Here is a 13,636-nt window from a genome sequence, read left to right on the forward strand (position 1 = left end):
ACCGGTGCGCTCAAGGTTGTCGAGCGGCGGCCGAGCGGGTGCCCTCACGGGATCGGCCGCGTCAGCAGCCGAGCCCGCTCATGCGCTCCGCCGGGACACCCCGCCCGAGAGACGTATCGTGGTGCAAGGCAGGTCTCCTGGCTCGCGGGTCGTTGCCCTCGCCTCGGCCTTCCCGGTGCAACGCACCAGTGACCATGATCGGAAAGGGCTCGCCGCTGACAGTTGCGGGGGCAGCTTCGGAAGCACTCCTGCGAGCACCCCGAATTCCCTCTTAGCCCGCGAACCGACGACCCGCAGGAACCTTGACGGTCAGACATTCGCTGGGCGCCGCCGCATAGTCAATCGAGGGGACGCCATTTTCCGCAACATTGTAACATTGCATCGGTATGGTTCTGGATGGTTGTGCGTCTTCAGATGGTTTGGGGCTGTCTGCGGTGTTCAGGAGCGGAGGCTGTGGTCCATCTGGGGTGAGAGGTTAGGCAGCCTGTGCCTGGTGCTGCAACTGTCCGATGCCCGATGGCCTCCACGATAGGCCACTTAAGGACATCTTCCGATCGAAAGCAGCCGGACCGCATTCCACACAACCCGGTCATACAGCGGACCGTCAGGACCCGACCCGATGTCGCCATTGATGCCCACGCCTGAGCATCTCGAAAGCGGTCGTTCGTCGATAGATATCGCCGCGGTCGAGGCGTCCCTGGGCTCCGTGTCATGGCTTGATCGAGTGCTTCATCGCCACGCTCGAACATCGGGGCAGGCAGCAGGTGTCTAGTGACATGGATGGTGCAAGGCCGAGGTTCCGAAAGGTGCCCCTCGGAAACTTGCACCCCATGTCACATCAGACGGCAGTGCATCGTCACTCACGTGAACCAATCACGTGGGAGAGCTCGATGATCAAGACGATTCCGGTACTCGCCGGCATCCTCGGCGCAGGACTGGCCGGAAACGGCATCTTCATGCTCACCTCACCCGAGGCATGGTACTTCGCGGTGCCGGGCGTGACGACAACAGGCCCCTTCAATCAGCACTTCCTGCGCGATATCGGCCTGATCTTCGTGCTGATCGGGTTGGGTTTCGTGTACGGGGCCGTGAGACCCGGATCGCGTGTCCTGCTCTGGAGCATGGGTGCGATCTGGCTCTCTGGCCATGCGCTGTTCCACTTCTGGGAAGTTGCAGTGGGCATCTGCGGGCCGGAGGCGCTGCCCCGAGACTTCCCCGCGGTGACACTTCCTGCGCTTATTGCTGTTGCCCTCAGCGTCTGGTCGTTCCGCCATGCCGACCATTGATGATCCGACCCGCGTCTTCGAGCAGGAACGGTCGCGGCTCATCCGGCTCGCCTATCGTATGCTCGGGTCGCTCGGCGAAGCCGAGGACGTCGTACAGGACGCATGGCTGCGCTGGCGGCACGTCGACCACGCCGAGGTCGCCTCGGCCGGTGCCTTCCTCTCGCGGACAGTGACGCGGCTCTGCCTGGACGTCATGAAGTCCGCCCGAGTGCGGCGTGAGACCTATTTCGGAACCTGGTTACCTGAACCCGTTGCCCTGGTCCCGGACGAAGCCCCGGGCGACGACCTGACGCTTACACTGATGCTCGCCTTGGAAAGGCTTTCGCCGCTGGAGCGGGCCGCGTTCCTCCTGCACGACGTCTTCGCAGTCCCGCTCGCGGAAATCGCGGTCACCCTCCGGCGTGAACCACCGGCGGTCCGTCAGCTCGCCGCGCGAGCCAGGAAGCACGTGCAGTCCGCACGCCCGCGCTTCCCTGTCGAGCCGGAAGAGGGTGTACGTATCGCCAAGGCTTTCTTCGAGGCGGTGTCCTCGGGCGAGATCGCGGCGCTCCGCACCATGCTGGCCGACTCCATTATCGTGCACTCGGACGGAGGCGGAAAGGTTCTCGCCTTTCCTCGGCCTATCATCGGCATCGACAAAGTCACGCGCATGTTCGAGGGGGCTGCGCGTAAGTCGTGGATCCAGCATGCCCGGAAGCTGCAGGACCTCTGGATCGACGGCCTGCCGGGCTATTTCAGCCTGGAGCCCGGTGGAATGCTCCAGACCGTCGCTGGAATCCAGACAAGCTTGAGCGTCTGGCGAGGCGGTTCGGAGGAGCGGCGGAATCACTTTCGCCCCACTGAGCCTTAACGGCGGGCGATTGCCAGTTCCCTGCGGCAAACGATTGAGAACGCGCAGAGCGGGTCGAGACCGCTGGCGTGGCGGATGTCCGCGAAGGCGACGAGATCCTTGTTCGGAGCGAAGTAGGTCTCGCCAATGCGCTGCATGACACGCTCGGCCTCCTGGAGCGTCTCCGGCTCTCCGAAAAGCCGGATTTTGTTGACGATGGCATAGAGGTTCACCAGCTTAGCCGGGTCGTCGAGTTCGTGCCGGAAGGCGTCGCCGAACAAGGTCGACGCCTCCCGGATGAACTCGCCATAGAGGGCTTCCCGTCGCGCTCGGTCCTGCACCAGGAGGGTCGCGCGCTCCTGGCTGTGTTGCGTCAGCCAAGTGGTCGCAAAGGAGGCCATCGCGCCAATGGCGGACCCCGCAAGCGCGGAGAGCGCCGAGATGTAAGCCGCATCCATTGGCTAGAGGCCTCAAGCCACTCGTTTCGGCTGTGCCGCCAGCCAGTCGCCGTAGCGCCGTTGCGAGAGCCATGCGTCACCTGTGGGCGTCAGCCAGGGGCCTGCGAGAACCACCCCGAAATACGCGGCCGTATCGTCCGTGATGACGTCCCGTAGCTCACCGATGCCGTCAAAGTGGCGCTTCACCAGCTCGGCCATCGGCAGACGCTCAGGGCCGGCGATCTCGACCATGCTGTTTCGGGGTGGCGCCAACGCGGCCTCGGCGACCTTGGCCGCAACATCGGCCGACGCGATGGGCTGGATCAAGGCGGAGGTCACACGTGCGACGCCGTCCACGAGTGCGGCGCTCGCAATCGCGGCAACGAACTCGAAGAACTGCGTGGCGCGGACCAACGTCCAGGGCACGCCCGCCGAGGCTATCAGTTCCTCCTGAGCGAGCTTGGCGCGGAAATAGCCGCTGTCGAGCAGGAGTTCGGTCCCGACTACCGAAAGCGCGACGTGGTGGGACACACCAGCCTTCTTCTCGGCCTCGGCAAGATTCTGACCGGCGCGGACGAAGAAGTTCATCGCGGCGTCGTCGGCAAAGGATGGCGAGTTGGCGACATCGACCACCACGCTGGCACCCTTCAGGGCTTGCGCGAGGCCTTCACCCGTTACGGCGTTCACACCCGTATTCGGCGAGGCCGCAAGGACCTCGTGGCCGGCAGTCTTCAGGGTGGTGACGACCTGCGAGCCGATCAGCCCCGTGCCGCCGATGACGACGATTTTCATGTGATGCTCCGTCCTGTGTCCGGTCCCGATGGGGACGTTCGAAATCAAGACGAGAGCGATCCACCCAGTGTGACATGGACTCCGACAAAATCGATGCGGCCGCGTGTCAAGCGCCCCTACAACCACGGAGAAGTTCGTTCGGCCATGTCACGTCCGCGCCGGCTCTCTCGTCATACAGACAGCATCGCGAGGAACGACGATCATGACACCCGACATCGAGAGGCTGACATGGGACAGTTCCCATGTGCCCCCTGGGCGAGGGACGAACGGTTGAGGCCTCCCCGTCCGCTCAGGTGGCAGTTCCTCACCCTCTTCGTCGGCCTGCTGGTCCCAACCTTACTGTTCGTGGGTGTCCTGCTCTGGCGTTTTGCGGCTTCCGAACGAACGCGCGTCGAACAGGACGTCCAGACCCGAGCGCATGCTCTGTCGGTAGCGTTCGACCGCGAGATCTACGGCGTTCTCACGACGCTCCAAGCGCTCGCGACTTCGCCGAGCCTAGCGAACCACGACCTTCCGGCTTTCTACGCGCAGATGCAGGAGATCAGTCGCCTGCAGGGGATCAACATCAACCTCCGGCATATCGATGGGACCGCCGCGTTGACGACTCGTGCGCCGTTCGGATCTGCTGCACCTGCGCCCCGTGTTCTTGCGGAAATCGACGGGGAGGTGCTGCGAATTGGCGTTGCGATGGTCAGCAACGTCTTCCTGACTTCCGTTTCCCAAAAGCCAGTTTTTCAGATCGTCAGCGCTCCTATCCGCATCGGTGAAACGCCAACCTATATCCTCGCGGCGAGCCTCGATCTCGCTTACCTGGTCGCAACGACGCGCCGCGAGGATCTCCCTTCCGGGTGGATCGGGTCGCTGGTGGATCGCAACGGAATCGTCGCCGTCCGGACCGAGCGACAAGAAGACTTCGTCGGCAAGCGGACCTCAACGGATTTTCGCACTCACACGATCGATGACGCTGGACGGTATTATGGTCGCAACAGGGTCGGCCAGGATGTCCTGGTCGGCTATGGCAAATCCAAGCTGACGGGTTGGACCGCGGCGGTCGTGGTCGGCAGAGAGCTCGCCGAAGCGCCTCTGCTGCGTTCGATCACGATCCTCGTCGGGTTGGGCCTCGTACTCGGACTACTCGTCGTGGGTATCGCGTTGGGCGTCGGCGGACGGGTGGACCGCGCGATGCGTCGCCTGAGCGAAGGCGCCGAGGCGATTGGCCGAGGTGACCCGGTCAGCGCAATCGCGACCCCCATCCTGGAAGTGAACCAGATCGGGGCGGCGCTCGTGACAGCGGCACTACAGTTGCAGGCACGAACATGCGAGCGCGAGGCCGCTGAGATCGCGTTGCGCGACCTCAACCTGGTCCTGGAAGACCGGGTCACGGCGCGTACACTGGAACTCGACACCGCGAACCGCGCGCTCATAGGCGAGATGCAGAGCCGCGAGACGGCCGAAGCCCATCTGAGGCAGCTGCAGAAGATGGAGGCCGTCGGACAGCTCACCGGCGGCATCGCGCACGACTTCAACAACATGCTCGCCATCGTGATCGGCAGCCTCAACCTGATCCGCAAGCGCCTGGCGCGCGGCGAGAGCGACATCGAGCGCTTCATCGATGTTGCGACGGACGGCGCGAACCGCGCAGCCTCGCTGACCCAACGCCTGCTGGCTTTCTCGCGCCAACAGCCGCTCGCGCCGGAGCCCATCGATGCCAACAAGCTCGTGTCCGGGGTGTCCGAGATCCAGCGCCGCACGCTCGGCGGCGGTATCCGGTTGGAGACCGTGCTGGCTGGCGGCCTGTGGCGCACCCACGCCGACGTGAGTCAGCTGGAGAACGCTATCCTCAACCTGGCCGTCAACGCGCGGGACGCCATGGAGGAGACCGACGCCGGAAGCGGCCGCCTGACCATTGAGACGGCCAACGCCAACCTTGACGAGGCCTATGCAAAGACCGTCGAGATCTCTCCGGGTCAGTACGTGCTAGTGGCCTTGACGGACTCCGGCGCCGGCATGTCACCGGAGGTTATGGCCAAGGTGTTTGATCCGTTCTTCACCACGAAGCCTGTCGGTAAGGGAACGGGATTGGGCCTGTCACAGGTCTACGGTTTCGTACGGCAATCGAACGGGCATGCACGGATCTATTCGGAGCTCGGGCAGGGCACGAGCGTGAAGCTCTATCTGCCGCGCTTTTATGGCGAGGGCGAAGCTGCCATGTCTCCTCGGGATGATCAGATCGCGCCGGCACTCGGCAACCAACGCGAGATCGTCCTTGTGGTCGAGGACGAGGAGGCCCTTCGTCTGCTTAGCGTCGAGGCGTTGCGCGAACTCGGCTACAGCGTCCGCCACGCAGAGAGCGCCACCGCTGCCTTGCGTGTTCTGGACGCCCAACCAGACATTGCCTTGTTATTCACCGACATTGTCATGCCCGACATGAACGGGCGGCGGCTGGCTGAGGAAGCGGTCCGGCGGCGTCCTGAACTCAAGGTTCTCTACACGACGGGGTTCACACGCAATGCCGTGGTGCATAATGGCGTGCTCGATCCCGGCACGCATTTCCTGCCGAAGCCCTTCACCCTTCAGCAATTGGCGAGCAAGGTCCGAAGCGTGCTCGATCATGAACCCGGAATGGTCGACGCTTGACCGTTGACCGGACCGGTCGACCAGCATCGCCGTAGCCCTCCGCGACCGCAGACACTGCGTTTACCATCACTCGGCGCGCTCTGCCCCCCTCGCACCATGTGTGGGGAATTTCTCCAGTGCGGAGCCTCGAAACCCCATCCCCGAGGCAAGCTCGGCGATGAGGTTTTATTTGTCGGTGACGCGGGAGTGGCTTCTCCGGCGAACCGTTGCCTCAGCGGTTGCTCGGCGCGTGGTCAGTAATCCCAGAAGACCGGCACCCAGCGAAAGGCATCACCCTGGACCGCGACCCTGCCGACGGACGGGAATGGTAGGTGTGTAGCCACCAACTGCTCCCTGGTCCCGGCCAGTTCTCTGAGAAGTCGAATGCGAACGCGAGCCGCCTCTTCTGGGTCGTGTTCGAATCCGTTGTGCCAATCGGGCTGGTCGAACCCGACGGGGAATATTGCGTCACCAGCGAACGTGAGGCGCTCGCCGCCGGATGCCAAGCGAACCACGCTGTGCCCAGGCGTGTGGCCACCAGTGCGATGGACGACCACCCCCGGCGCGACCTCAAACGTCTCCTCGAACGTCTGCAGATGGCTGCGATACGCCTCCGAGAACCTTGTGGCTGTGGCTCGCAGCGCGTCCGGAAAGCCCGTCGGCATGGAGGTCCGGGAGAAATCGGGCTCCTCCCAGAACGCGACCTCGGCGGCTGCCACGTGGATCCGCAGGTCCGGCCGAAGCCGCTCCTTCACCCCATCGATGAGCAGACCGCCGATATGGTCCATGTGCATGTGGGTCAGGACCACATCAGTTACGGACGTCAGATCGATGCCGCCCGCTTCCAGTCGTTTGACCAGCTGGCCGGCTCGCGGCAGAGCCAGGTTCGGGTCCAACCCGAGCCCGGCATCGATGAGGATTGTCTGCTCACCGCTCCGCACCAGCACGGCATTCAACGGCCAGTCGAATGCGTCAGGCGCCAGGAACATGTCGTCCAGCCATCCCGCCCGAAGCGCTGGGTCCGCGTTATGAGCGAGCATCGCCGTTGGAAGTGGCAATACCCCATCGCTGACGACCAGCACGTCGATCTCGCCGATGCGTAGGGCATATCGCGACGGCACCAACTCTTCGGTCCCTGGACGCAGTCGGCCACGATCTCTCGGATCGGTTTGGCCGGTCAATAAAGTGCTCATGGTCGTCCCTTTCATGGGACGCGCGGGTATCTTGCTCACCAGGATCTCAGACCGCGCGCCATCTAAATGGACGAGAGTGAGTCGGCAGATGTGACATGAGCGGTCAGGCTTCGAATTTGTCGCCGATAAATGACCGGTTCAGTCAAAATGCTTCCATAAGCAGACAGACAGAAATCCACCCCCTCCAGTCATACAACTCCGGTTCACGGGACACCCGGGAAGCGGACATTCGCGAAGTCTGAGAAAGGTCGCGAGCGGAAATGATCATGTTTTAATTAGGCGAGTCAAAAGCTCCGCACCGGGTGGCCAAAAAAGAAACGTCATAAAAGCTGTGAATTATGATGTTCGATATCAAGCTAAGTCTTTGCTGGCGCTGATTTAGTTCTAGGCCTCGCCTTTCCAGTCAATTGGAAACAGCATGCTTTGTTGCTGATCCGCACAAAACATGAGGTTCTGATGAAGCAGGCCAGGGTGCCCACCGAGGCTGAATTCAAGCGTCTGGCTGTAGTGGTAAGCCAGGCCAAATATGGGCATCGCAACCGTATGGCCCTCATGCTGAGCTACTTAGCCGGGCTACGAGTGGGAGAGATTGCATCCCTCAGGTGGGGCGACCTCCTCAACGGCGAGACTAAGGTTCGGGAGCAACTGAGGCTCAGCGCGGCCGTCACCAAGGGCGGGCACGCACGAGTGGTGTTCCTGAACGCTCGGCTGCGCAGGGAGGTGGAGCAGTACCGGGGCAGCCTGGCTCAGCCCCCTGCCCTAGCGCAGCCGGTGCTGATCACTCACAAGCGCTCGGCGTTCAGCGCGAATACGCTGTGTCAGCTCATGCGGAACTGGTACGACATTGCAGGTTTGGATGGCGGATCGAGCCATAGCGGCCGGCGCTGGTTCATTACAAAGCTCGCTCACGCGGGCATCTCGCCGAAGGCCATCATGATGCTCGCCGGGCACCGACATCTCTCCACCACGCAGCGCTACATCGACGTCAACGATAAGATGATGCGCGCTGCCGTGGAGATCCTCTGACCCCCGCGGCAGCTTATCGCTCGGTAATGTTCTCGACTGCCGCTCAGGCCGCCTCAGCCATCGGCGCTGGGCTCGGAGTATCCATTGCTCGCATGTAGACGTCGAGGAGCGTCTCGTGCTCATCACGCTCATCCTGATCAAGCTTGCGCAGCTTGAGGATCTCCTTGAGAATCTTTACGTCCAGACCCTCGCCTTTAGCCTCCAGGAAGATCTCCTTTTTGGCCTCCATGAGGTCCTTGATCTCTTCCTCGACCTTCTCGACGCGCTCGATCATCGAGCGGATGCGGTCGCCGGCAACGCCAACGGTGTCGATGGTGTCGGACATGCTGTCTCCCTAGCCAATCCAGGCCGGCAACCTCGCGGGTTTGGGTAAGCGAGAGGTTAAGGCTGTCCGCTCGATGTGAGTGGTGCCACCATCAGTGTGTCAAACCTGGCGCTCGTTGAGAGACGGTCGCGTGCCTTTCAGGCCCGCTTCAGCGTCTTGCACATCAGACCTACTGGCTGCCCCCTAAGATCAGCCCCTGAGGCATCACAGCTGTGCCGCCGAACAGTTCGTCTGCCGGTGCGTTGGCACGGGTGAGCCGCCTCGTACAAACCCGCCTCGTAAATGATCCCTTCTCGGATCCTTGTGTCTACCTCGACTTCCGCGAGAGCCGCCGCGCTCTGCTATTCGACCTCGGCGATGTCGCAGCACTTTAGGCACGGGAGCTGATGCGCGTGAGCGACGTCTTCGTCTCGCACGCGCATATGGACCACTTTGCCGGCTTTGACCGTCTGCTGCGTGTCTGCCTTCACCGGCCCCAGCCGCTTCACCTCGTTGGTCCAGCCGGCTTCATCAAGCGTGTGGCGCACCGTCTCCACGCCTATAAGTGGAACCTCTTGGGCGAGCATTCCCCGGATTTCCGCATCACCGTCGACGAATTCACCCATGGACACGTGTCTGCCGCAGCAGAGTTTCGGGCGCGTGATGCATTTCGTGAGCGCCGGATTGAGCCGCCAGCGCTCGGACTTGGGTTGGTACTGATCGAGGAACGCTTTCGGGTTGAGGCCGCCGTTCTCGACCATGGCATCCCTTCGCTCGCCTTTGCGCTCGTAGAGCCGATACGCGTCAGTGTCTGGCAGGGAGCGCTCGACCAATTGGGCTTTGCGCCGGGTCCGTGGCTTCGTGAGGCCAAGCTGGCTACGCTTCGAAAGATGCCAGGTGAGACACGCATCCCTGTAGCCCCCGATATCTCTCTCAGCCTTGCCGAACTTCAGGAGCAGGTGCTTCGCATAGGTCCTGGTCAGAAGATCGCCTACGTCACTGATGCGGCCGATACCCCAGACAATGCTGAGCATATCTGTCGGCTGGCCCTAAGGGCTGACGAGTTTTTCATCGAGGCAGTGTTCCTGGAGGCAGACCGAGAAGTCGCCGAGCGTACTCGCCATCTCACCGCTCACCGAGCGGCGACGCTCGCTCGCGATGCTGAGGTCCGGCGTGCGGTGCTATTCCATCATTCGGCTCGCTACATGGACCAGCCAAATGCGCTGGCTACCGAGTTCCAGGTTGCCTTCGAATCACAATGAACGAATGCGCGTGTGCCGGTTTGGCTGGGCGGGAGAGAGAGCACGTCGCTACGGGCGGAGCTGTTGGGGTTTGGCGGAGCGCTGGGGTAGTTCACGACTCCTCAACGATGCGGCACCAGGATGGGGGCATGCTGAACCTCTCCCCGCCACGAGCTATCACGTTCCTTGTTTCGCTCGTTCTGATCGGGCTCGCTGTCGCCAGCCTCTACCTGCGCATCCCCACGATCGGCCCCACGGTTGTGAAGTTTCGGACGTGGTTCTTCCTCGGTGCATACCTCGTGCTGGCCCTCGGGGTTGTTTCGAGGAGCCTTTGATCACCCCGCATGCATCCGATCCTTTCGGAGATGGATCACTGCTGCGCAGAAGCCGGCACTGCGTGCTGAACCCACTCTTGGATGTCGCTGTTGCTGGTCCAGGCTATCGGAGCCGAATGCGTGAGGTTGTGAACGTCTGATGCCAACAGTGTTTCTGGATTGCGATGGCGTACTTGCTGACTTTGATGCCGGCGCGACCCAAGCCTTCGGGATGCCACCGGAAGAGTTCGAGCGCCGCTTTGGCCTCAAGCGCTTCTGGGGCAAGCTCGCCTCGCTCGACAGCTTCTTCGGTGTACTGCCGCTTCTGCCGGATGCCATGGAACTGTACGAGGCAGTTCAGCACTCGAAACCGGTCATCTTGACCGGCCTGCCACGCGGAAACTGGGCTGAGCCACAGAAGCGGCTATGGGCGGAACGTCACTTTCCGGGCGTCGAAGTGATCACCACAAGCGCCGCGTTGAAGCGGGAGCACTGTCGTCCCGGCGACGCGCTGGTGGATGACCGGGAGAAGTACCGGCACCTGTGGGAGCAGGCTGGCGGTATCTTCATTCATCACTGCAGTGCGCAAGGATCGATAAAGGAATTGCGCAAACACGCGTTTATCTAGGGCGGAAGGCGCATCTGTGTTGAAGCGTGGCTGGACACGGATAGCCTGTGCGTCATATGATGTGCTTCCGCTGCCGGCGCGTTTTGCGCCGCTGAGCGTGTAATTTTCAGGATCTTTCCATACATGAAGCGCCGTAGCGCGCGACCGCTCACGGTCGAAATCAAGCATACCCGTACCTCCCGCGTTTCGCTGATTGTTGCCACGGCCCGCACTCGGACAAGCCAGAGTGTCTGGGGTGCAGAGCTGACTGCCGCGGCGAAGTCGACGGCTGAAGTTGAACCTACATACGTGCCGCCTGCCGAGCCTGTGCGTGCCGAAACGCCGGCACGGCGAGTGCTGCCAAGTCTTGTGCCGATGTTCGCCATGCCCGTTGAGTCAGAAGCTTCTGAGGTGCGCGAGGCCCCTGCTGAGGAGCGGTTGCCGCGGGTACGCCGGGTAAAGCCGCCCGCCAAACGCACGAAGAGCTCGGCAATCGCTGATGTAGGCACGCCGGTCTCTGATGAGGCACAGGCTCAACGGCAGGTCCCCACGTCGGCTGTTGACGCTATCGCTGAAGCTGATGCCGCCGGAGTTGCGCTGCCTGTCGTGGCACAGGTGCGTTCCGCGAGGCGTACGCAGCAGGTCGCAACCTTGAAGCCCGGCGAGCGCTGGAAGCGTCGGCTTCCTCGGGCCCTCTGGTGACTTGATAGCCCTGGTTTCCGTGATACCTGACCCTCGTGAGGTTCAGGTCTCAAGGAGCACGGATGGCCATTGAAGCTGGCGAACATGACGATCTGGTGGAACTCACCACGCAGATCGTTACCGCCTGTCCGACGTCAGCACCTGTGGGACAGAATGAGGGTCTTCCCGAACGGAGGATGGCTGGTTCATCGTAGCCCCTGAGGAGCGAAGATGAAGCAGACATCCGGACCGGGTTCAACACGAGGACGGCATGACGATCTGGTGGAACTCACCACGCAGATCGTTACCGCCTGTCCGACGTCAGCACCTGTGGGACAGAATGAGGGTCTTCCCGAACGGAGGATGGCTGGTTCATCGTAGCCCCTGAGGAGCGAAGATGAAGCAGACATCCGGACCGGCGAAGAAACCGGCAGAAGCGGTGATCAAGGACATCCGCCGGGCCACACGTCGGCAGTTCTCGTCCGAGGAGAAGGTCCGCGTGGTGCTGGAAGGCTTGCGCGGCGAGGACAGCATCGCCGAGCTGTGCCGGCGCGAGGGGATCGCCGCCTCGATGTACTACGGCTGGTCCAAGGAGTTCCTGGAGGCTGGCAAGAAGCGCCTGTCCGGCGACACGGCGCGTGCGGCAACGACGGACGAGGTGCGGGATCTGCGCCGCGAGACGGGGGCGCTCAAAGAGGTCGTGGCTGATCTCGTGCTGGAGAATCGCCTGCTCAAAAAAAGTATGAGTGGGGCTGGGGGCGACGAGGCATGAGGTACCCGGCCCCCGAGAAGCTGGAGATCATCCGGCTGGTCGAGCAATCCCACCTGCCGGTGCGTGCCACCCTGGACAAGCTCGGCATCACGCGCTCGACGTTTTACCGCTGGTACGACGCCTACCAGCGCGGCGGCCCAGAGGCATTGAAGGACCATCCTTCGCAGCCGAGCCGGGTCTGGAACCGCCTGCCTGCGGAGATCCGCGAGCAGATCGTTGCCCTGGCCTTGGAGCAGCCTGAACTCAGTCCGCGTGAGCTGGCGGTGCGCTTCACCGACGAACGGCGCTACTTCGTCTCGGAAGCGACCGTCTACCGGTTACTCAAATCTCAGGACCTGATCACCAGCCCGGCCTATATCGTCATCAAGGCYGCCGCCGAGTTCCGCGACAAGACCACCGCGCCCAACCAGCTTTGGCAGACGGACTTCACCTACCTGAAGGTCGTTGGCTGGGGCTGGTACTACCTGTCGACGGTNGCCGCCGAGTTCCGCGACAAGACCACCGCGCCCAACCAGCTTTGGCAGACGGACTTCACCTACCTGAAGGTCGTTGGCTGGGGCTGGTACTACCTGTCGACGGTCCTGGACGACTTCTCACGCTACATCGTCGCCTAGAAGCTGTGCACGACGATGCAGGCCAGCGACGTCACCGCCACGCTCGACCTGGCGCTGGGTGCGGCGGGGCTCGATCAGGCGCGGGTGATGCCGCGGCCACGCCTGCTCTCCGACAACGGGCCGAGCTACGTCGCCAGCGACCTGGCCGACTGGCTCGGCATTCGGGGCATGACCCACATCCGCGGTGCGCCATGCCATCCTCAAACGCAGGGCAAGATCGAACGTTGGCATCAGACGCTCAAGAACCGCATCCTGCTCGAACACGCCTACTTGCCCGGCGAGTTGGAGACGCAGGTTGCCGACTTCGTCGAACACTACAACCATGCCCGAGCCCATGAGAGCCTGAGCAACCTCACGCCCGCTGACGTCTACTTCGGACGCGGCGAAGGGATCCTGGCCGAGCGGGAACGCATCAAGCGCCAGACCCTCATGGAACGACGCTTGCGCCACCACGCGCAGGCCGCCTAACCTCTCACCCCAGATGGACCAGAGCCTCCGCTCCTGAACACCGCTGAATGTCCCAAATCATCTGACGACGGACAGCATTCTTAGTCTTGAGTTCCAAGTATCGAGCGGAATGCTTCCAGTCGCGACGGTCTGCTCTCGATGGCTTCCGGCAACGCCTCGGGCCCTTCGGGACGTCGGGCAAGCAGGGCGTGCGCCACCACGCGCAGGCCGCCTAACCTCTCACCCCAGATGGACCAGAGCCTCCGCTCCTGAACACCGCTGAATGTCCCAAATCATCTGACGACGGACAGTCTCCACGAACGCCCCATGTCCCGGCCCGGGACCCCTCGGCCAAACCGCTCTCCACCGGCCTCGTCACCTTCGCGCCGGAGGGCGAGGCCACCCGCCACATCACGCGGTTGCGGCACTGGTCGGCGGAGGACTGCGCGGCCCAGGTGGCCATGGGCTTCCCAAACG

The 13,636-nt window shown here is 62.7% G+C and carries 11 protein-coding genes, 2 pseudogenes and 1 riboswitch; of the genes and pseudogenes, 9 read left to right on the forward strand and 4 right to left on the reverse strand.

Annotated elements, in window-relative coordinates; translation table 11 throughout:
- Nucleotides 1-110: 110 nt before the first annotated feature.
- Nucleotides 111-320, reverse strand: a riboswitch (cobalamin riboswitch).
- Nucleotides 321-890: 570 nt separating this feature from the next.
- Complete coding sequence (locus ASG63_RS22725) at nt 891-1,286, forward strand: hypothetical protein (RefSeq protein WP_056222292.1); 396 nt, start codon at nt 891-893, stop codon at nt 1,284-1,286.
- Nucleotides 1,273-2,136, forward strand: a complete 864-nt coding sequence (gene sigJ / locus ASG63_RS22730) for an RNA polymerase sigma factor SigJ (RefSeq protein ID WP_056222296.1) — start codon at nt 1,273-1,275, stop codon at nt 2,134-2,136. Before ASG63_RS22725 ends, sigJ begins: the two co-directional genes overlap by 14 nt.
- Here sigJ and ASG63_RS22735 read toward each other — a convergent pair.
- Together ASG63_RS22735 and ASG63_RS22740 are read right to left on the reverse strand one after the other, a co-directional pair.
- A complete protein-coding gene (locus ASG63_RS22735) occupies nt 2,133-2,573 on the reverse strand; it encodes a hypothetical protein (protein WP_056222300.1) in 441 nt (146 codons plus the stop codon). The genes sigJ and ASG63_RS22735 overlap by 4 nt on opposite strands.
- 12 nt (nt 2,574-2,585) lie before the next feature.
- Complete coding sequence (locus tag ASG63_RS22740) at nt 2,586-3,344, reverse strand: SDR family oxidoreductase (RefSeq protein WP_056222304.1); 759 nt, start codon at nt 3,342-3,344, stop codon at nt 2,586-2,588.
- Between the two features lie 270 nt (nt 3,345-3,614).
- Between ASG63_RS22740 and ASG63_RS26695 the strand changes: the two genes are divergently transcribed.
- Nucleotides 3,615-5,981, forward strand: coding sequence for an ATP-binding protein (locus ASG63_RS26695; RefSeq protein ID WP_244480009.1), 2,367 nt, complete (start codon nt 3,615-3,617; stop codon nt 5,979-5,981).
- A 233-nt stretch (nt 5,982-6,214) separates the two neighbouring features.
- Here the strand turns inward: ASG63_RS26695 and ASG63_RS22750 are convergent, their stop codons facing one another.
- On the reverse strand, nt 6,215-7,153 hold the full coding sequence (locus ASG63_RS22750) for an MBL fold metallo-hydrolase (protein WP_056222310.1): 939 nt from the start codon (nt 7,151-7,153) through the stop codon (nt 6,215-6,217).
- Nucleotides 7,154-7,579: 426 nt separating this feature from the next.
- Between ASG63_RS22750 and ASG63_RS22755 the strand changes: the two genes are divergently transcribed.
- Nucleotides 7,580-8,179, forward strand: coding sequence for a tyrosine-type recombinase/integrase (locus ASG63_RS22755; protein WP_244480010.1), 600 nt, complete (start codon nt 7,580-7,582; stop codon nt 8,177-8,179).
- Nucleotides 8,180-8,222: 43 nt separating this feature from the next.
- Here ASG63_RS22755 and ASG63_RS22760 read toward each other — a convergent pair whose 3' ends face one another.
- The gene (locus tag ASG63_RS22760) at nt 8,223-8,504 is read right to left on the reverse strand and encodes a DUF2312 domain-containing protein (protein ID WP_056222316.1); all 282 of its coding nucleotides are present in this window, start codon (nt 8,502-8,504) and stop codon (nt 8,223-8,225) included.
- Between the two features lie 392 nt (nt 8,505-8,896).
- Between ASG63_RS22760 and ASG63_RS24810 the strand changes: the two genes are divergently transcribed.
- The 5 genes and pseudogenes from ASG63_RS24810 to ASG63_RS26705 form a co-directional block, all read left to right on the forward strand.
- On the forward strand, nt 8,897-9,745 hold the full coding sequence (locus tag ASG63_RS24810; RefSeq protein ID WP_162248666.1) for an MBL fold metallo-hydrolase: 849 nt from the start codon (nt 8,897-8,899) through the stop codon (nt 9,743-9,745).
- A 128-nt stretch (nt 9,746-9,873) separates the two neighbouring features.
- The gene (locus ASG63_RS22770) at nt 9,874-10,059 is read left to right on the forward strand and encodes a hypothetical protein (protein ID WP_056222322.1); all 186 of its coding nucleotides are present in this window, start codon (nt 9,874-9,876) and stop codon (nt 10,057-10,059) included.
- Between the two features lie 139 nt (nt 10,060-10,198).
- Nucleotides 10,199-10,666 carry a hypothetical protein gene (locus ASG63_RS22775; protein ID WP_056222325.1) on the forward strand — a complete coding sequence of 156 codons (468 nt, stop codon included), beginning with the start codon at nt 10,199-10,201 and terminating at the stop codon, nt 10,664-10,666.
- 1,057 nt (nt 10,667-11,723) lie between these two features.
- Nucleotides 11,724-12,573: pseudogene (locus ASG63_RS26700) on the forward strand (helix-turn-helix domain-containing protein); the annotation flags it as partial.
- A gap of 1 nt (nt 12,574) precedes the next feature.
- Nucleotides 12,575-13,180, forward strand: a pseudogene (locus ASG63_RS26705) (transposase); the annotation flags it as partial.
- Nucleotides 13,181-13,636 lie beyond the last annotated feature (456 nt).

Source organism: Methylobacterium sp. Leaf94, assembly GCF_001426045.1.
Taxonomy (GTDB): Bacteria; Pseudomonadota; Alphaproteobacteria; order Rhizobiales; family Beijerinckiaceae; genus Methylobacterium.